Origin of the sequence: Sporomusa rhizae (assembly GCF_041428845.1) — a bacterium.
Lineage (GTDB): Bacteria > Bacillota > Negativicutes > Sporomusales > Sporomusaceae > Sporomusa > Sporomusa rhizae.
Window position 1 is genome coordinate 5,180,468 of the sequence record NZ_CP156925.1, and the last position, 18,973, is coordinate 5,199,440.

Annotated in this window: 17 protein-coding genes; 12 read left to right on the forward strand and 5 right to left on the reverse strand. The window is 44.5% G+C overall.

Features of this window, described 5'->3' with window-relative positions; all coding sequences use genetic code 11:
- The first annotated feature begins 32 nt into the window (after nt 1-32).
- The 8 genes from SRRS_RS24230 to SRRS_RS24265 all read left to right on the forward strand — a co-directional run bounded on the left by SRRS_RS24230 (nt 33) and on the right by SRRS_RS24265 (nt 9,218).
- Complete coding sequence (locus SRRS_RS24230; RefSeq protein WP_371363983.1) at nt 33-1,433, forward strand: GntP family permease; 1,401 nt, start codon at nt 33-35, stop codon at nt 1,431-1,433.
- Between the two features lie 132 nt (nt 1,434-1,565).
- A complete protein-coding gene (locus SRRS_RS24235) occupies nt 1,566-3,119 on the forward strand; it encodes an acyl CoA:acetate/3-ketoacid CoA transferase (protein ID WP_371363984.1) in 1,554 nt (517 codons plus the stop codon).
- Between the two features lie 36 nt (nt 3,120-3,155).
- Nucleotides 3,156-4,337, forward strand: coding sequence for an acetyl-CoA C-acetyltransferase (locus SRRS_RS24240; RefSeq protein ID WP_371363985.1), 1,182 nt, complete (start codon nt 3,156-3,158; stop codon nt 4,335-4,337).
- 244 nt (nt 4,338-4,581) lie between these two features.
- Entirely contained in the window at nt 4,582-5,721 is a 1,140-nt protein-coding gene (locus SRRS_RS24245; RefSeq protein ID WP_371363986.1) for an acyl-CoA dehydrogenase, read from the forward strand.
- 100 nt (nt 5,722-5,821) lie between these two features.
- Entirely contained in the window at nt 5,822-6,607 is a 786-nt protein-coding gene (locus SRRS_RS24250; RefSeq protein WP_371363987.1) for an electron transfer flavoprotein subunit beta, read from the forward strand.
- 13 nt (nt 6,608-6,620) lie between these two features.
- Entirely contained in the window at nt 6,621-7,820 is a 1,200-nt protein-coding gene (locus SRRS_RS24255) for an FAD-binding protein (RefSeq protein WP_371363988.1), read from the forward strand.
- A 36-nt stretch (nt 7,821-7,856) separates the two neighbouring features.
- The gene (locus SRRS_RS24260) at nt 7,857-8,276 is read left to right on the forward strand and encodes a MaoC family dehydratase (RefSeq protein WP_371363989.1); all 420 of its coding nucleotides are present in this window, start codon (nt 7,857-7,859) and stop codon (nt 8,274-8,276) included.
- An 84-nt stretch (nt 8,277-8,360) separates the two neighbouring features.
- Entirely contained in the window at nt 8,361-9,218 is an 858-nt protein-coding gene (locus SRRS_RS24265) for a 3-hydroxybutyryl-CoA dehydrogenase (protein ID WP_371363990.1), read from the forward strand.
- A 178-nt stretch (nt 9,219-9,396) separates the two neighbouring features.
- On the opposite strand, the gene SRRS_RS24270 is transcribed toward SRRS_RS24265, so the two are convergent.
- Nucleotides 9,397-9,930: an ECF transporter S component gene (locus SRRS_RS24270; protein ID WP_371363991.1), complete on the reverse strand. Its 534-nt coding sequence runs from the start codon at nt 9,928-9,930 to the stop codon at nt 9,397-9,399.
- 16 nt (nt 9,931-9,946) lie between these two features.
- On the reverse strand, nt 9,947-10,789 hold the full coding sequence (gene pdxK, locus SRRS_RS24275; protein ID WP_371363992.1) for a pyridoxine/pyridoxal/pyridoxamine kinase: 843 nt from the start codon (nt 10,787-10,789) through the stop codon (nt 9,947-9,949).
- 141 nt (nt 10,790-10,930) lie between these two features.
- Here pdxK and SRRS_RS24280 point away from each other — a divergent pair, with 141 nt between their 5' ends.
- Entirely contained in the window at nt 10,931-12,325 is a 1,395-nt protein-coding gene (locus SRRS_RS24280) for a PLP-dependent aminotransferase family protein (RefSeq protein WP_371363993.1), read from the forward strand.
- A gap of 68 nt (nt 12,326-12,393) precedes the next feature.
- Here SRRS_RS24280 and SRRS_RS24285 read toward each other — a convergent pair whose 3' ends face one another.
- The 3 genes from SRRS_RS24285 to SRRS_RS24295 all read right to left on the reverse strand — a co-directional run bounded on the left by SRRS_RS24285 (nt 12,394) and on the right by SRRS_RS24295 (nt 16,095).
- Complete coding sequence (locus SRRS_RS24285) at nt 12,394-12,822, reverse strand: CGGC domain-containing protein (protein ID WP_371363994.1); 429 nt, start codon at nt 12,820-12,822, stop codon at nt 12,394-12,396.
- Between the two features lie 145 nt (nt 12,823-12,967).
- On the reverse strand, nt 12,968-14,380 hold the full coding sequence (locus SRRS_RS24290) for a PLP-dependent aminotransferase family protein (protein WP_371363995.1): 1,413 nt from the start codon (nt 14,378-14,380) through the stop codon (nt 12,968-12,970).
- A gap of 236 nt (nt 14,381-14,616) precedes the next feature.
- The gene (locus SRRS_RS24295) at nt 14,617-16,095 is read right to left on the reverse strand and encodes an Lsa family ABC-F type ribosomal protection protein (RefSeq protein WP_371363996.1); all 1,479 of its coding nucleotides are present in this window, start codon (nt 16,093-16,095) and stop codon (nt 14,617-14,619) included.
- Nucleotides 16,096-16,568: 473 nt separating this feature from the next.
- Between SRRS_RS24295 and SRRS_RS24300 the strand changes: the two genes are divergently transcribed.
- From SRRS_RS24300 to SRRS_RS24310, 3 genes are all read left to right on the forward strand, one after another.
- Nucleotides 16,569-17,000, forward strand: coding sequence for an Lrp/AsnC family transcriptional regulator (locus SRRS_RS24300; RefSeq protein ID WP_371363997.1), 432 nt, complete (start codon nt 16,569-16,571; stop codon nt 16,998-17,000).
- A gap of 27 nt (nt 17,001-17,027) precedes the next feature.
- Nucleotides 17,028-17,981: an EamA family transporter gene (locus SRRS_RS24305; RefSeq protein ID WP_371363998.1), complete on the forward strand. Its 954-nt coding sequence runs from the start codon at nt 17,028-17,030 to the stop codon at nt 17,979-17,981.
- Between the two features lie 178 nt (nt 17,982-18,159).
- Entirely contained in the window at nt 18,160-18,969 is an 810-nt protein-coding gene (locus tag SRRS_RS24310; RefSeq protein WP_371363999.1) for a hypothetical protein, read from the forward strand.
- Nucleotides 18,970-18,973: the final 4 nt, after the last annotated feature.

Genomic DNA, 18,973 nt, shown 5'->3' on the forward strand with positions numbered 1-18,973 from the left:
TAAAACTCTTTACTATTTTAGGAGGTTATTCAATGGAAGTAATCGGGATTCTCCTTAGTTTATTTTTACTCATGTTCTTTGCCTACCGTGGTTTTTCAGTAATCTTATTTGCTCCTGTTTTTGCTTTACTGGCCGCTTCCCTGTCCGGGCTTGCCCTCATGCCGGCCTATACCGAACTGTTCATGGCTAAAGCGGTCACCTACATTAAATCATTTTTCCCTGTATTCTTACTGGGTGCAGTGTTTGGAAAAATGATGGAAGATACCGGCTTAGCCAAAGGCATTGCCCACGCCATTATTAAAGGCTTGGGTAGGGATCGCGCTATTCTCTCCATTGTTTTGGCAGGTTGTGTGCTTACCTACGGTGGCGTTAGCCTGTTTGTCGTCGTATTTGCTATATACCCCTTTGCCTCGGCGCTGTTTAAAGAAGCCGATATTCCCAAGAGATTATTGCCAGCCACCATTGCACTTGGTGCATTTACTGCCACTATGGACAGTCTTCCCGGCACACCACAAATTCAGAATCTGATCCCCACTAACTTTTTTGGCACCAATATTTATGCCGCTCCTATTCTGGGTCTGATAGGCGGTTTTGCGATTCTGGGATTTGGTATTTTATGGCTGGACTACCGTCGGAAACAAGCTGCCGCTGCAGGTGAAGGCTATGGCAATCATACGCTCAACGAGCCTGAAATCAAAAATGATACAAAGCTTCCCTCCTGGCAAATAGCCATTCTGCCGCTGTTATCCGTACTTGTAGTTAACTTCCTTATGACCAATGTATTCACCTGGAATTCCGAACTGCTCGAACCTTTTAAGGCCATGAAACTGCCGTTAACTGCTGCAGCCGTTAAAAATGTTATCAGTATCTGGTCGTTAATTATCGCGCTTATTACCGGTATTGCCTTTGCAATAGCCTTAGGTTATCGAAACCTCGGTTCGACCAGCATGCTGGCAAAATCACTTAACGCCGGTGCCATCGGTTCCCTCCTGGCAATCATGAATACGGCCTCCGAAGTGGGCTATGGCAACGTTATTGCTTCTCTGTCCGGCTTCAAATCCATCTCAGATGCTTTGATGGCAATTAAGGTAGGCGGTTCTCCATTAGTATCCGAAGCAGTGACAGTCAATGTCCTTGCCGGTGTTACCGGTTCGGCCTCAGGCGGTATGTCTATCGCTTTAGACCTTATGGCCAAAGACTGGCTGACCTGGGCCAATTCTATCGGCATGTCGCCGGAAATCCTGCATCGGGTAGCTTCTATGGCTTCAGGCGGTATGGATACTCTCCCACACAACGGCGCAGTTATCACCTTGCTTGCGGTATGCGGCCTAACTCACAAAGACTCTTATGGTGATATTTTTGTCCTGACTTGCCTCAAGGCCTTTATGGTGTTTGTAGTTATTCTCATTCACGCAATAACCGGATTACTGTAATATAACGAACAACCAAAAACCTGTGTTGCTAAATCAACACAGGTTTTTATTAACAAAGTAGTTTTACAATCCGAAGGCATCGCTCTTTGCATTAATTTAGCAGTGTAATACTTCAACAAGGAGAGTGAACAAATGGCAAAAATAATCAGCGCACGGGAAGCTGCCAAACTCGCACAAGACGACGCTACAGTTGCTACCAGCGGTTTTGTCGGCAGTGGTCACCCGGAAGCCTTGACAGCCGCATTGGAAGAACGATTCATTGAGGAAGGCGCTCCCAGAAACTTAACACTTGTATACTGTGCCGGGCAAGGCGACAGCAAAGACCGCGGCCTTAACCATTTTGGACAAGAGGGCATGGTTAGACGGGCCATCGGCGGTCACTGGAACCTTGCCCCAAAACTCGGCAAACTGGCAGTTGAAAATAAAATAGAAGCTTATAACTTTCCCCAGGGAACCCTTACCCATTGGTTTCGCAGTATTGCAGGCAACAAGCCGGGTGTAATTACTAAAGTAGGTTTAAATACCTTTGTCGATCCAAGGATTGAAGGTGGCAAAATCAATGATATCACAACAGAAGACTTGGTTGAAGTCATTGAACTTGGCGGCGAAGAGTGGCTATGGTACAAACCATTCCCCGTTGATGTTGCCCTAATCCGGGGTACCAGTGCCGATCAACGCGGCAATATTACCATCGAGCGGGAAGCCGTTTCCGCAGAATCGTTAGCAATTGCCCAGGCAGCCAAAAGCTCCGGTGGTATTGTTATCGCCCAGGTAGAACGGATTGTGGCCAACGGCAGCCTTAAACCAATGGGTGTGAAAGTGCCGGGAATCAGTGTAGATTATATTGTCGTCGCCGATAACCCCGCCCATCATATGCAAACCTTTGGTGAGCAGTATAATCCCGCCTATTCCGGTGAAACCCGCGTGCCGCTGTCAGCCATTGCTCCCCTGCCGCTTAATGAGCGCAAGGTTATTAACAGACGCGCCGCACTTGAACTAATTCCTGATGCCAAAGTAAACCTGGGCATCGGCATTCCTGAAGGTGTAGCGTTAGTGGCTAATGAGGAAGGCCTCGGTGATACCCTAACACTGACGGTAGAAGCAGGCCCGGTAGGCGGCGTCCCGGCCGGCGGGTTGAGTTTTGGCGCTGCCATCAATGCCGAAGCCATTTTAAGCCAGCCTGAGCAATTCGACTTTTATGACGGCGGCGGCTTAGACCTTGCCTTCCTTGGACTAGCTGAAACCGACAAGCACGGCAATATTAACGTCAGTAAATTCAAGGGACGCGTAGCCGGCTGCGGTGGTTTCATCAATATTACCCAAAATGCCAAGCGCGTTTTCTTCTGCGGTACCTTCACTGCCGGCGGTCTCAAAGTCCAGGTTGCTGACGGCAAGCTTTCCATCCTGAACGAAGGTAAGGCCAAAAAATTCCTAGAACAAGTCGAACAGATTACCTTTAGCGGTCAGTACGCCCAAAAAGTAAAACAACCGGTTATGTACATTACCGAACGGGCGGTATTTGAATTAACCGCCGACGGTATGATGCTTACCGAAATCGCTCCAGGCATAAACCTAGAAAAAGATATTCTTGCCCTTATGGACTTCAAACCAATTATTGCTCCTAACTTAAAGACCATGGATGAGCGCATTTTCCGTGATGAGCCCATGGGTCTGAATAAGCAGTAAATTACACACTAAATACATCATAAGGATGGTGCAATTATGAAAGAAGTTGTCATTGTAAGTGCAGTACGTACTGCCATCGGAAATTTTAACGGTTCCCTGGCCTCGGTAGCCGCAACAGACCTGGGAGCGCTAACCATTAAAGCAGCTCTTGAAAAAGCCGGCGTCAATAACGATGCTGTTGACGAAGTCATATTCGGCAATGTACTGCAAGCCGGACTGGGTCAAAATCCAGCCAGGCAAGCGGCCATAAAAGCAGGTCTTCCATACGAAGTGCCTTCCTACACCGTTAATAAAGTCTGCGGCTCCGGCTTAAAAACAGTAAACCTGGCAGCCCAGGCTATTATGACTGACGATGCTGATATTGTAGTTGCCGGCGGTATGGAAAGCATGAGTCAGGCTCCCTATTTGCTTGACAGCAAAGCTCGCTGGGGTCTTCGCATGGGAAATGCCAAACTCACTGATGTTATGATTCACGACGGCCTCTGGTGCGCTTTCAACGATTATCACATGGGAATTACCGCCGAAAATGTGGCCGCCAAATTCAACATCTCCCGGGAAGAGCAGGATCAACTTGCCTTTGAATCACAGTCAAAAGCAATCAAAGCCATCGAAGCCGGCTCTTTTAAAGAAGAAATTTATCCGGTTGTCATAAAAGGTAAAAAAGGCGATATCACTTTTGATACTGACGAATATCCCAAAGCCGGTACAACAGGACAATCTCTGTGTGGTTTAAAACCCGCCTTTAAAAAAGACGGAGCCGTAACCGCCGGCAATGCTTCAGGTATTAACGACGGCGCTGCTGCCTTAGTCGTTATGTCACTAGACAAAGCAAATGCTTTGGGACTTAAACCCCTGGCCCGGATTCGTTCCTTTGCTTCAGGCGGCGTTGACCCCGCTATCATGGGCATGGGTCCGGTACCGGCAACCCGCAAAGCCCTGAAAAAGGCAGGACTTACTATCGACGATATCGACTTAATTGAAGCCAATGAGGCATTTGCCGCTCAATTCCTGGCAGTAGGCAAAGAGCTTGGCTTTGCCAAGGAAAAGGTCAATGTCAATGGCGGCGCCATTGCCCTGGGCCACCCGATCGGAGCCAGCGGCGCCCGTATCCTTGTCACCCTGCTGCATTCCCTGCAGGCCAGAAATGCCAAGCTTGGTTTAGCTACATTGTGCATCGGCGGCGGCCAGGGCGTTGCCACTATCGTAGAACGTATCTAATTTCTTATGTTAGCTGACACCTCCCATTCCCTAGTGCCTCATCCAGCGAGAACATGAAGTATATCACCGGCCTTTTTGCCGCCAGGCTTTGTTGTCGTCGCCTTACATATTCCCGATATGCGCGGCTCCTCCGCCGCGCCTGACGACAAAAATTCTCGGCGCTATACTTCACAACCCCGCCGGATGAAGCACCAGAACGGGAGGTGGTTATCAATATTTTTTTAAAAATAAGGAGGTCTGTATTATGTTATTTGAACTTAGCGAAGACCAAAAAATGACTCAGAAGGTGGCACGGGAGTTTGCTGAAAAGCAAGTAGCACCCAGTGTTGCCGAGCGCGATGAACACAGTGAATTCTCCCGCGAACTTTTTGACGCCATGGCTGAAATGGGCCTGACAGGCATCTGTTTCCCCGAGAAGTATGGCGGGGCTGACGGCGATGTCTTAAGCTACATCCTGACTGTTGAAGAACTCTCTAAAGTAGATGACGGTATCGGTATTACCCTCTCCGCCACAGTTTCCTTGTGCGCATGGCCGATTTTCGCTTATGGCACAGAAGAACAAAAACAAAAATATCTTGCCCCTCTCCTTGAAGGCACAAAAATGGGAGCCTTTGGTTTGACCGAACCAAACGCCGGCACTGACGCCGCCTCCCAGCAGACAGTTGCAGTCTTGGAAGGTGACCATTATGTCATTAACGGCAGCAAAATATTTATCACCAATGCCGGCGAAGCAGAAACCTATGTCATCTTTGCCATGACAGATAAAAGCAAAGGTGTAAAAGGCATCTCGGCCTTCATTATCGAAAAGGGCATGCCTGGTTTCACTTTTGGCAAAAAAGAGCACAAAATGGGCATCAACACCTCCATTACCATGGAACTGGTATTCCAGGAACTTAAAGTGCCTAAAGAAAACATGTTAGGTAAAGAAGGCGACGGATTTAAAATCGCTATGTCTACCCTTGACGGCGGCCGTATTGGGGTAGCGGCACAAGCTCTTGGTATCGCTCAGGCGGCTCTTGACCATGCTGTAAAATACTCCAAAGAGCGGGTTCAGTTCGGTAAACCTATTGCCAGCAACCAGGCCATTGCTTTCATGCTGGCTGACATGGCCACCAAAGTGGACGCAGCCCGCCTTCTGGTGTATCGCGCAGCTTCTCTTAAAGACAAAGGTCTGCCTTATTCCAAAGAAGCAGCCATGGCAAAACTGTATGCTTCCGACGCGGCTATGGCCGTTACCACCGATGCCGTACAAGTTTTTGGCGGCTATGGTTACAGCCGCGAATATCCTGTCGAGCGCCTCATGCGCAATGCCAAGATTACACAAATCTACGAAGGAACTAACCAAGTACAGCGTATGGTCATTTCCGGCGCTCTCTTACGTTAAGAAGACAAAGCTTGTGCCGAGCGTTAGCGAAAGCAGAAGCCGATGTCGCCCTTATACCCGCAGTGGTGCAACACGTTCATTAACAGGAGGCAATTTACCTATGGAAATAGTAGTTTGTGTCAAGCAAGTGCCTGATACTACCGAAGTAAAAATCGACCCAGTCACCAATACCCTAATTCGTCAAGGTGTACCCAGTATTGTCAATCCCTTTGACAAAAATGCGCTAGAAGCAGCCTTAGAGCTTAAAGATAAACATGGCGGCAAAGTAACCGCCATTTCCATGGGACCGCCCCAAGCCAAAGATGCCCTTAAAGAGTGCCTGGCCATGGGTGCTGACGAAGCCATCCTTTTAAGCGACCGGGCCTTTGGCGGTGCCGATACCCTGGCTACCAGCCACACTCTGGCCGCCGGTATTAAGAAGCTGGGCAAGGTAGACGTTATTCTTTGCGGTAAACAAGCCATAGATGGCGATACTGCTCAGGTGGGCCCGGAAATTGCCGAGCACCTGGATATCCCTCAGGTTACCTATGTGTCCAAAATTGACGCAGACGGCGACAAGCTTAGAGTAGAGCGGGAACAGGAAGAAGGCTATGAAGTGATCGAAGTATCCACGCCGGTTATGCTGACTGTGGTAAAATCCATCAACATTCCCCGGACGCCAACAATTAAAGCCACTATGAAAGCCAACCGCAAAGAAATTCCTGTCTGGACGGCAAACGAAGTTACGGTAGCAGCCGAGAAAATCGGTCTCAAAGGATCACCTACACAAGTACGTAAAATCTTTACCCCCAGGCGGCGTACTCAGGGTGAGATTATTCTGGCAGATACAGCCCGCGAAGCGGCTGCGCTCTTGATTCAAAAATTATCAGATGCCAAGATTGTCTAGGGGGTAGTAAACAATGGCTGTAAAAGTAATCGCGGAACAATGTATCGGCTGCAGCGCCTGTGTAGGCTCTTGCCCGTTCGGTGCCATCAACATGGAAAACGATAAAGCGGTAATCACCGAAGCGTGTACTGCCTGCGGCGCCTGCGTGGATGTCTGTCCGGTGGGAGCCACCCTGCGGGAAGCAGAGGAGAAAACGGTTGCTGTCGACAAAAACCTGTATAAAGGTGTTTGGGTATATATCGAGCAAGTAAAGGGAACCATTCGCAACGTGAGCCATGAGCTCCTGGGTGAAGGCCGTAAGCTGGCCAATGCCATGGGACAGGAATTAGCAGCCGTCTTAATTGGCCAGGACGTAGCCAGTCTAACCAAAGATATCTTTGCTAGTGGTGCGGACAAAATCTACTTGGTTGAAGGCCCTGAATTTAAGCACTACTCGACCGATGGCTACACCATAACCCTGACCGATTTAATTAATACCTACCGCCCATCGGTTATTCTTATGGGCGCAACCAATGATGGCCGTGATCTGGGCCCCCGTGTTGCCTGCCGCGTCGGTACCGGCCTTACTGCAGACTGCACAAATTTAGACATAGATGAGGCTACAGGCCTGGTCGCCTGGACTCGCCCGGCTTTTGGCGGCAATATCATGGCTACCATTTTGTGTCCTGATCACCGCCCGCAAATGGGTACCGTTCGTCCTAAAGTATTTAAGCGTCCGGAACAAGATTTCTCCCGCACCGGTGAAATCGTTAAGGTAGTAAGTAAAGTAAATCTGGAAGATATTCGTACCAAGCTTATTGATGTAATCCAAGTGTGTACGGCTTCCTGCAATTTGGAAGAAGCCGAAATTATTGTTTCTGGTGGCCGCGGTATGTGTAAACCTGAAAACTTCACGCTTATCGAAGAACTGGCCAAAGTTCTGGGTGGAGCTATAGGCGCTTCCCGCGCGGCTGTGGATGCCGGCTGGATACCGGCTTTAAACCAGGTAGGCCAGACAGGTAAAACCGTTGGCCCCAAAGTCTATTTTGCCTGCGGCATTTCCGGCGCTATTCAACATTTAGCCGGTATGTCCTCGTCTGATATTGTAATCGCTATCAACAAAGACGCTGATGCTCCTATCTTTAAAACGGCCGACTATGGCATTGTCGGAGACGTACTGGAAGTAATTCCAGCTTTGATTACCGAGTTTAAAAAGATTAAATCCGCAGACTAACACAGGGTTACTATTCTATAACAAGGGGTGTTTTCTATGGTGCAAGATGTAAAATTTGCCGACATCAAAGTTGGCGACAAAGCCAGCATGGCCAAGACCGTGTCCGAGCATGACGTTTATACCTTTGCCGGTGTCAGCGGCGACTTTAATCCGGTACACATCAATGCGGAATTTGCCAAAACCACTATGTTCAAAGAGCGTATCGCCCATGGCATGCTGTCAGCCTCCTTTATCTCGGCGTTACTTGGCACAACACTGCCTGGCGCCAATACCATTTACCTTGCCCAGGAACTGGCCTTCAAAGCTCCGGTAAAAATCGGTGATACCGTAACTGCCACAGTAGAAGTTATAGAAAAAATCGAAGCCAAAAACCGGCTTATCTTAAAAACCACAGTCACCAACCAGGAAGGCACTTTGGTCACTGACGGCAAAGCCACTGTAATGAAAAAAAATTAAATTGTCAGCAATAGGCGCTGTCTAACAAACAACGCCTATTGCATTTCCATATTTCACACCAAAATAATTCGGGAGGTCATTATCGTGGAAATTAATAAGGTCTTAGTTATCGGCGCCGGGCAGATGGGCAGCGGCATTGCGCAGGTTATGGCCCAGGGCGGACTTACTGTTATACTCAGAGACATCGCCGAAGAGTATGTTCAAAAAGGCATAAAAGGTATTGAGAAAAGCCTGACAAAAGCGATTGAGAAAGGCAAGCTTAGCTCCGAAGAGAAGGCTGCTATCACCGGAAGAATCTCCGGCGTAGTGGATTTGGATGTTTCCGCCTGTAACGTAGATTTAGTTATTGAAGCCGCAGTTGAAAACATGGATATTAAGAGAGAAATCTTCCGGACATTGGACAAGTTCTGCCCTGCTCATACTATATTGGCAACCAATACTTCTTCCCTGCCGCTCACTGCCGTAGCCGCAACTACTAAACGCCCGGAAAAGGTAGTTGGCATGCACTTTTTCAATCCGGCACCTGTTATGAAGCTTGTAGAGATAATTAACGGCTTAGCTACCAGCGAAGAAACCTTTTTGGCTGTGCAGGAATTAGCCGTGAAATTAGGTAAAACTCCTGTAAAGGTCGCTGATTTCCCGGGTTTTGTCGGTAACCGGGTTATGATTCCCATGATTAATGAAGCCATCTTCACGCTAATGGAGGGAGTGGCCAGTGCTGAGGACATTGACGCCGTGGCCAAGTTAGGCTTTAATCACCCCATGGGGCCACTGGCTCTGTCTGATTTAATCGGCAATGATACCGTATTGTACATTATGGAAGTGTTATACGCCGGCTACGGAGATCCTAAATACCGCCCATGTCCTTTACTTAAGAAAATGGTGCAGGCCGGATATCTTGGACGCAAGACCGGCAAAGGCTTCTTTGACTATACCAAGTAGTAAAAAATTCCTTAAAAGATGCTGCGGCTTGCGCCGAGCCTTTGACGAAAAAGCAAACGGTTCTTACCTTTATCCAACAGAAAGTATACTTTCTGTCAGGAAAATAAAAGCCATGTTGGTCCCCAGGATATTGCCTGAGCCGAACCAACATGGCTTTTGCTATGCAATAATTAAATTTTTATCTACGGCTTCCTGCCCAGGAAAAAACAGCTCCATACTTTCTCAACTTGGGCACGACAGGTAGCACAAGTACTGACGCCACGCCAATCTGAACGAGGTTACCGGGTACCGATGCCATCGGTGCAAGCCAATTGCCGTAAATAATCCCTTCAGCACCATAATAACCAACTATTTTAATGATACAGGCCGCCGCCAAGGCCAGGACATAGGCCGTCAGCGTCTGTTTTTTTTCGCAAATAGCGCCAACTGTATATCCCATGAGCCCGACAATAATCAGTGTAAAGGGCGCCCACAAAAACCAGCCGCCCACCACATCAAAAAGAGCCATGCCGATTCCTCCCGCCAAAGCGCCTAACCAGCGCCCGTAAAGAATGGCGATAATGAATAGCGGCACATTCCCCAAATGAATTAAACCACCATTGGCGGCAACAGGAAGACGAACATTTACAAATACCGTACAAGTAAAAACAAGCGCTATGCCCAATGCTGCATAAACTAATTGTTTGGTTTGACTTAAGGTCCGTTGCTCCACAGTTTTTCCCACCTTATTAAATCCTGACTTTACTATTGCCGCTGAGATCGGATGCGCTGGCAAGACGATGGGCGGCGTGATAGGTCGGACCCACGTAGGAGTTTATCGGAAACCCATACTGGATGGCCTGTGTAACAAATTTTTTGGCCTGGGCGACTGCGTCCGGCACCGGTAAGCCCTGAGCCAATCCGGCCGTGATGGCGGCAGCATAGGTGCAGCCGGCGCCGTGCGTGTAATTTGTGTTAATTTTCGGTGTTTCGAAAATAGTAAAGTCCTTGCCGTCATACAATATGTCAATCGCATTTTCCGTACCCAGCTTGGCGCCACCCTTGATCAGAACGTACTTGGAACCGAGTGCGTAAATCTTAACGGCCGCCTCTTTCATTGTATCGACGGACTGAATGCGAACACCGCTCAATTGGCTGGCTTCAAACACGTTGGGAGTAATAATGGTAGCCCGCGGAGCAAGCTGCTGGCTTATGGCAACTGCCGATTCCGGATGCAGCACCTCATCAGTGCCCTTACAGATCATGACCGGGTCAATTACGATGTTTTTTACCGGGTATTCGTCCAGTTTTTTGGCAACAAGCGAAATTATCTCAACGGTGCCAAGCATACCGGTCTTCATGGCATCTACGCCGATACCGCCGAGCACAGTATTGATTTGAGCTTCCAAAGCTTCAAGCGATAACGGATAAACATCATGAGCCCAGTTATTTGCAGGATTTTGGGCAACAAGCACGGTGATTGCCGTCATACCATATACGCCAAACTCCTGAAACGTTTTTATGTCGGCCTGCAAGCCGGCGCCGCCACTCGTATCTGATCCGGCTATGGTGAGTGCCTTAGGTACTTTCATTTCGAAAAATCCCCCTGTCAACCTAAAATAGTACTTTTCACTAATTCTTTGCAAAACATGGTTGTATTATAAATCAAATCTGATACTATTAAAATATACAGAATTTATATTTTAGATAGGTACAGATAAAGGGGTGAAAAAATGCCGAAATTGATACTTCTTGACCACGCAAGCAAAGAACCTTTATATATGCAGCTTTACCGCCATTTTCGCACCGAAATAGAACAAAACAATCTGAAGGAAGACAATAAAATACCTTCTATCCGCGGGCTTGCCGACAGCTTGTCCATTAGCAAGATAACGGTCGAAAAAGCTTATCAGCAGCTACTTTGCGAGGGATATATCAAAAACGGTAACCGGACACGATATGCAGTTAACCGGTTTGTCGAAAGTTCCTGGCCGGATCCTGTGCCTGCTGTCGCGCTGCCGGCGGAGAGTAGTACTGTGGAAGTTCCTCTCAGATACGATCTTGCCAGCGGCGAAATGGATATGGAGGGCTTTGACTTTGTCCTGTGGAAGCGTTATATCAATAAAGCTTTTATGGATCAAAACCGTCTTATGCGTTATGGCGACCTTCAAGGCGAGGCTGAACTTCGCCGCCAGATTGTCGGTTATATCCGTTCCCGGGGAGTAAATTGCCATCACAAGCAGGTCATTGTCGGGCCAGGCGTGCAAAGTCTGTTAAATATGCTGGCCAGTATTTTAAAGCCCTGTCATGATGGCATAGCCTTTGAAGAACCGGGATTTAAAATCGGCCGGAGGATATGGGAGGATCGCGGTTTTCGGATTATTCCGGTCGGGCTCAGGCGGGAGGGTATCGATACCGACGAACTTGCCGGCAGCGGTGCGCGGCTTGTTTATGTGACGCCGTCCCATCAGTTTCCCACCGGCTATATTATGCCGATCGGCGAGCGGATAAGACTTTTAAACTGGGCTGGACAAACGGGAGCAACCATAATTGAGGATGATTACGACAGTGAATTCCGTTATTTTGGACGCCCTCTTCCGGCGCTGAAGGGGCTGGATACCGAGGGGGCGGTAATTTATATGGGGTCTTTTTCTAAAGTAATCCCCCCTTCCATTCGGATCAGTTATATGGTGCTGCCAGACCGGCTGCTGGAAATTTATCAGAAAAGAGCGTCGCTGTACAATCAGGCGACTTCCACCATTGAACAAGTGGCTCTGGCCCGCTACATGGCCGACGGTCATTTGGAGCGGCAAATCCGCCGGCTTAGAAAGCTTTATAATGAGAAACACGCTCTATTCCTGGACAATATTCGAACCATGTTGGGCCAGCGGGTTGAAATCAATGAAACGGAGTCGGGCCTCCATATGGTTCTGACCGTAAAATCTAACTTAACGCCAAATGAGCTATACGACAGAGCGCTACTAAAAGGGTGCCGGATTGCTCTCTTGCAGGATTATTATCTGGGCGAGGCTCCGGTTACGCCTTCCCAAATCATCTTATATTTTTCTAAGATTCCTGCCGCCGAAATGCCAGCAGCGATCCGTTTATTGAAAGAGGCCTGGTTTTGAACCTTCCCACCTACTAATATATTAAATAACCCATAGCCTGCAGTAAGCAGGCTATGGGTTATTGGACCTTAACGCCCCTGAACCTTATGATATTCTTTGTAAATCCCGTCTTCTCTTTTTTGCGCAGCATTTGGGCTTATATAAGTGCCTTCGATAACATTTGAAAAATCATGTTTGGCAAGAATTCCTTTTATCATGGCAACGTGGGGACATCTGCTATAATGATGGTGGTCCGTCACCATACAAGAAGATAGATACACTACTACTTCATCTTTTGAAGCATCGCTCTGATTCGCCAGTTTGTTGGCAAAATGCTCAATCTTTGCAGCTACACCTTTTCCACAACAGCCACCGCAGGTAAAGGATATGTATTTAACGTCTTCCGTTCCAAGATCCTCGAAGGAACCGGTTCTGTCGTAAAAGGATTTCATACAGGCCCAGCCACTACACCTTCTCTGGGCAATATCGCATTGAATAATGACAAGAAACTTTTTCATCGTTTATCTTCTCCTCTGTATTTCAGTTATAAACAATAATACATAAAAATTGCCATCTTTAGAAGGGCCAATACAAGCAATATTTATGGATACAGTTTAAACCAAGACAGATCGGCAAACCGTAGAAAGTACTTGTGAAGCCGGCTCAGCGTTGATTACCAAACCAGGCTGACTTTAGTAACTTTAATCCTTTGATAATATCAGGCTCCTGTAAACTGCTGAAGCCCAGGAGAACCATATTGTCGGCATATTTATCAGTTCTCAGCCAATAATTGGATACGGGATAAACAATGACCCCTGCGCGTTTGGCCTTATCGATTAGTTCGTGCTCTTTTTTGTCGTTAAATTCCAATAAAACATGCAACCCTGCATTTTTTCCATGGATGGTGACACGAGTCCCCATTAATTCGTGAATAGTCCTAATCAGGATATCATGCTTCTTTTTTTGCGAAAGACATACTTTTCGTAGATGGCGTTCCCAATGGCCCAGACTCATAAAGTACTCCAGGGTCTTTTGTTGAAGCCAGGGAACAGGATTATTGTATTTTGTAAAGATCTTCTGGTATCGCTCCAGTAAAGTCGGTGGCAAAACCATATAGCTTAACCTTAGCGCCGGTGCCAGTGTTTTTGAAAAAGTACCGATATAAACCACTCGATTCTTAGTATCCAGATTTTGCACAGATGGTATGGGTCTTGAATTATATCTTAATTCGCTATCATAATCATCTTCAATAATAAATCCGTCTTTTTGTACGGCCCAGTTTAAAATATTTATCCGTTTTCTAATAGGCAAAACTGCTCCTGTTGGAAATTGGTGAGACGGTGTTATATATACTATTTTAGCCTGTGATTTCTCAAGCTGAACTAAATCAATACCGTCTTCCTCCAGCCTTATGGGTATGACATTGTAGCCATTATTAATAAAAACATCCCTAGCCCCGTCGTATGCAGGATCTTCAAAGGCTATTATGGTTGAATATTGTCTAAAAAGCTGGCAAAGCAAAAATAAACATGACTGAGTACCGGCGCATATTACTATTTGTTCCGGTTGGCAATTAACACCCCTGGACAATTTCAAATACTTCATGATTTCTATTCGTAACCCCAGTTCGCCTTGCCGATCATTATAAGCTGCCATTTTTCCTATATCGACAGACGAGAAAACCTGATTTGTATACCTACGCCACAATTTCAAAGGAAAATCAGCGGGATTTAATTCGCCATATTGAAAGTTATACTCATAATCCAGTTTACCGCATTTATCCGGTGCTATTATATAGTCAGGCGAATTTTGATTACTAAATGCAGGATAAGAAATAGTATCGATTTTATTAATGATAAAGCCGCTGCCGGTCTTGCCTTCCACATATCCTTCCGAACAAAGCTGCAAATAAGCATATTCAACCGTATTTCTGCCGACATGTAACGTTTTAGCAAGCATTCGTGTTGAGGGAAGCTTACTGTTTTCAGCAAATTCACCTAATAATATTTTATCCTTTAGCTGCTTGTAAATCTGAAAGTATAAAGGCTCATTTAACTGTTCATTCAGTACAATCATGCTGTTAATCACCTCACAAAACCGTATCCTTCACATTCGTAAAATCATTCTTTTATTATGGAGACAATTTAATTTTATTATTGTTTTTTTTAATGGTCAACTATTTCAGTTCAACGATTGCGGTTTGCGTAGGCGACACTAAGACTCCGGTTTTTTAGTGTAAATACTCAAACCCAACATAAAACAACAAGAACCCGCGAAATTCACGGGTTCTTGTTGTTTTTGTCTGAACAAACTTACAGTTCAAAAACCTTTGTTGCAATGTTTTTGCAAAATTCACTGTCATGCTCCACAAATAGAATCGTTGGCGAATATTCAAGCAGTAACTCTTCTATTTGCATGCGAGAGATAACATCAATAAAATTAAGTGGCTCATCCCAGATATGCAAATGCGCTTTCTCGCAAAGGCTTTTGGCAATCAGCACTTTTTTCTTTTGTCCACCGCTAAAAGCAGCCATATCCTTTTCAAATTGAACTCTTGAAAAATCTAATTTTCTTAAAACAGTTTTGAAAAGACTTTCATCAATGCCATTCTCCCTGGCATAGTCGGTTAAATTACCGCTAAGATGGGAGGTATCCTGCGCAACGTAGGATATTTTAAGCTGACTTGCTTTGCGGAAAGTGCCGGTATAGTTGATATCTTCTCCGCAGATAAGTTTGATAAGGCTTGACTTGCCCGAACCGTTTTTACCGTAAAGCGCTACTCTGTCACCCTGTTCAATGATGAAACTTACGCCCTCACAGACTGTCTTTTCGTCATAGAATATTGATACTTTATCAAGTTCTACCAAGCGGTCAGCATGAAATTTCAGTTGGGAAATTTTAAGACTCTCGGCGCTTTCAATATTTTTGAGAAGCTTTGACTTATCATCAATAGCGGTTTGCTGCCTTGCTTCAATTCCCTTTGAACGTTTCATCATCTTGGCTGACTTGTGACCGATATAACCCCTATCCGGCCTTAAGCCTGAATCCTTTGTTCCGAACTTTGTTTTTTCCACGTTATCCGACCATTCAGCTGTGCGTTTCGCAGCAGACTGTAAGCGTGTAATATCCTTTTGGAGTTTCTCGTTTTCTGCAAGCTCAAATTGATCTTGCATTTTTTTGTTTTCCCACCACGAAGAAAAGTTTCCTTTTTGAATTTCAATATTTGTTTTGTTAATTGATAGGATGTGGTCAACACAATTATCAAGAAATGCTCTGTCGTGCGAAACCAAAATAAAACCACGTTTGGAACGGAGATAATCACCAACAATTTTTCTTGCCTTCATATCAAGGTGGTTGGTCGGCTCATCAATCAGCAAAAAGCTATTTTCTTTAAGGAACAAAGTAGCAAGCAATACCTTTGTTTGTTCTCCGTTGGAAAGTGTATCAAAAGGACGATATAATACGTCCTCTGAAACTTGCAGCAGGGAAAGCTCACGCATAACTTTCCAAAGAAGATAGTCTGGATAGATGCCTTCAATTACATCAATGGTATTACTCTCCGCGTTAGTTACCGCGAACGGAAAATATTCAAAGCTTATTGGTGACGAGATAGTACCGCTATATTCATATTTACCAAGTAACAGGTTGAGAAATGTGGTTTTGCCTCTGCCATTTCTTCCTGTAAAGCCTAATTTCCAATTTGTATCTATTTGAAAACTCACGTGTTCAAATATGTTATCATAACTGCCGTCATAACCAAAGGTCAGATTTGAAACGTTTATTAATGACATGAATTATCCTCCTGTATAAAAATTATAAAGCTGCAAGAAAGTACCTTCTTGCAGCTCATAAATACAGCAAAGCCAAGCCCATGATCGGGCATGACGAGGATATATTTTTGAGTGAAAAGAATTAGTATCTTTCTTGCATAAGCATAACAAAACAAGAGGCATTTTCTGCTCCAATTTATTATGCTCTAAAATTAGCAAGAAAGATTAATCATCTTTTCAACTCCAATCTCTTCATTTGTAAATACTATATCATATTGCTTTTCAAAACTCAACAAGCAGGATTTGGTACCGGTTTACAGATCCCCAAAATCAACTAAGACAAAAAAAATTTCTTATCAATTCATATTTAAAGAATATTATCCTGTTTATATTGCATTTTAAAGAATAATATTCCGTGTTTAAAGATATTTAAAGAATTTTATTATTTACACGTATTATCCTAAAGAATATAATTAGACCGAGGTGAAGATATCTTGGACCATATCGACAGAAAAATTCTTGATTTACTGCAATCTAATGCGAGAATGTCTAACGCAGATATTGCACGTGAAGTCAAACTCGCGCCTTCAGTTACTTTATCCCGTATACGCAAATTGGAGGAAAAAGGCATCATCGCAGGTTATGAAGCTAAACTAAATCCTCATGCTCTTGGCATGGATATGCTTGCTTTTGTTTTAATCAAAGTAACGGGAGATAAGGATATTGAAAGTGCTCTTGTCGCTATCCCCGGCGTGCAGGAAGTGCATAACGTTGCCGGTGACGATTGTTACCTTATAAAAATACGAACCCGCAATACGGAATCCTTAAGTCAGTTATTGAAAGAAAAAGTACGGGGAGAGTCAATATCTACGAAGACTATCATTGTATTGAGTACTTTAAAAGAAACTACACAACTCAATTTTTAATTAATTTTTTTAACAGGAGGAAAAACCATGAGTTCTGCCAGTCGTGTTTCCTATCCAATCGCTTTAGCTTTATTAGCAGTCTATTTTGCGTGGGGAGGAACTTACCTTGCAATGAGGTTCGCCGTGGAGACTCTACCGCCATTTTTACTGGCGGGCATTCGCTTTGTGATCGCCGGCTTGTTGTTATACTTGTGGGAAATTGCACGAGGTACAAAGAATCCGGAAAAGCTACATTGGCGTAACGCTACCATTATTGGAGGTCTAATGCTTTTGGGTGGGAATTCCCTCGTCGTTTGGGCAGAACAAACGATTCCCTCAGGAATCGCGGCCCTAATCATCGCGACCGTTCCCTTATGGATGACCTTATTAGCCTGGTTATGGCAAGGAAGTGCGAAACCTAATAGGTATGTAATAACCGGGTTACTCTTAGGCTTTTTAGGTCAAATTCTATTGGTCATTAATTCTTGGCAAAGTTCAACGTATCAGTCGGAACAATTTTCCGGGTATCTTATATTAACTTTTTCCGCATTTTTTTGGGCAGCAGGTTCCGTTTATTCGCGCAAAGCCCAGCTACCTTCCTCGTCTCTTATGTCAATAGCCATTCAGAATTTGTCAGGAGGCATTCTTTGCCTGCTTGTTGGCATTTCGCTCGGCGAGTTAAGTCAACTGCATGTTGACAATATATCGACGCGTTCCTTATTATCTCTAGCTTATTTAATTTTCATCGGATCGCTCATTGGTTTTAGCTCCTATATTTGGGTATTAAAAAAAGCAGAGCCTGCCGTTGTTTCTACTTATGCCTATGTCAATCCTGTTGTCGCCGTCTTCCTCGGTTGCTTTTTTGCTAATGAACAGTTGACTAAAAATGATGTCTTTGCAGCTATCAGCATATTAGCAGCCGTAATCTTAATTACCAGAGCAGCTACGACTAAACGAAGTAATACTTATTCCGTTTCAGGATTAGACGGAGACGGTATATAAATTTCTTTCAAACTCAATACGCCAGAAATCGAGCCTCAATCTTTGCTTCTACAAGGTTGAGGCTTTTCTATAGCATTTATAGATCCTTTTTTTATAGAGTGGTATAATTAATCTATTTATAACACTTAAAATAATAAGTAATCATTACATATAAAAAATAACAGAAGGAAAGTTCATTATGGAAAAATTAAAGCTTATTGAAATGATAAAGAATAATCCTTATGCTATAGCATACATAGATAACCCTACAGACGAGATGAAGCTAGTGGCCATTAAAAAAAATGGACTTGCGATACAGCATATAGATTGTCCAACGAGAGAGATGCAAGAATTAGCTATAGCCAATAATGCCCGAGCGATTCAATTTATAAATAATCCTACAGAAACTATGATGATCAAAGCTATAAACGATGGCTGGAATAACTTAGAGTATATTAAAAATCCAACAGATAAGTTAATTAAATTAGCTATCAAGCAAGCTGGCTGGGCTATTAAATATGTCAATAATCCAAGCGAGGAATTACAACTATTAGCAGTAAGCAAAAATTACGATTCCATAAAATTTATAAAAGAACCTTACGAAAGCGTACAGGAAGAGGCAGTAAAAATAAGTTATGAGGCATTAAGATATATCAATTCACCCACACATCATGCAGAGCTTATTGCTATCAAGAATGACGAACGGGCAATTCGGCTTATCAATAATCTTGATAAAAATAAAGTGCTGGAATTTTTGAAAGTAAATATTTTAGTGATTAAATATGTTATAAAAGAAATAGAACTGTCTAAAGATGAATTAGAACAAGTGCTAAAAGAAGCATTATCCAATGAAGATGTTGAAGAAAAGTATGTTAGAGATTATTTAAATTGTAGTACTATAGATAAAAATAGCGACATTCTACCCATTGACAAGTTAATGTTTATTTATAAATATGGCAGTAAAAAGGCAAAAAAAATAGCTGTAGATGAAAAGCTGAAGATCAAATAGGTGG

Bases quoted from the DNA above. Each gene is read 5' to 3' on its own strand.
- SRRS_RS24250 (WP_371363987.1), top strand. From the start codon at position 5,822: ATGGAAATAGTAGTTTGTGTCAAGCAAGTGCCTGATACTACCGAAGTA.
- SRRS_RS24240 (WP_371363985.1), top strand. From the start codon at position 3,156: ATGAAAGAAGTTGTCATTGTAAGTGCAGTACGTACTGCCATCGGAAAT.
- SRRS_RS24245 (WP_371363986.1), top strand. From the start codon at position 4,582: ATGTTATTTGAACTTAGCGAAGACCAAAAAATGACTCAGAAGGTGGCA.
- SRRS_RS24290 (WP_371363995.1), bottom strand. From the start codon at position 14,380: ATGATTGTACTGAATGAACAGTTAAATGAGCCTTTATACTTTCAGATT.
- pdxK (WP_371363992.1), bottom strand. From the start codon at position 10,789: ATGAAAGTACCTAAGGCACTCACCATAGCCGGATCAGATACGAGTGGC.
- SRRS_RS24255 (WP_371363988.1), top strand. From the start codon at position 6,621: ATGGCTGTAAAAGTAATCGCGGAACAATGTATCGGCTGCAGCGCCTGT.
- SRRS_RS24235 (WP_371363984.1), top strand. From the start codon at position 1,566: ATGGCAAAAATAATCAGCGCACGGGAAGCTGCCAAACTCGCACAAGAC.
- SRRS_RS24305 (WP_371363998.1), top strand. From the start codon at position 17,028: ATGAGTTCTGCCAGTCGTGTTTCCTATCCAATCGCTTTAGCTTTATTA.
- SRRS_RS24310 (WP_371363999.1), top strand. From the start codon at position 18,160: ATGGAAAAATTAAAGCTTATTGAAATGATAAAGAATAATCCTTATGCT.
- SRRS_RS24285 (WP_371363994.1), bottom strand. From the start codon at position 12,822: ATGAAAAAGTTTCTTGTCATTATTCAATGCGATATTGCCCAGAGAAGG.
- SRRS_RS24280 (WP_371363993.1), top strand. From the start codon at position 10,931: ATGCCGAAATTGATACTTCTTGACCACGCAAGCAAAGAACCTTTATAT.
- SRRS_RS24295 (WP_371363996.1), bottom strand. From the start codon at position 16,095: ATGTCATTAATAAACGTTTCAAATCTGACCTTTGGTTATGACGGCAGT.
- SRRS_RS24230 (WP_371363983.1), top strand. From the start codon at position 33: ATGGAAGTAATCGGGATTCTCCTTAGTTTATTTTTACTCATGTTCTTT.
- SRRS_RS24260 (WP_371363989.1), top strand. From the start codon at position 7,857: ATGGTGCAAGATGTAAAATTTGCCGACATCAAAGTTGGCGACAAAGCC.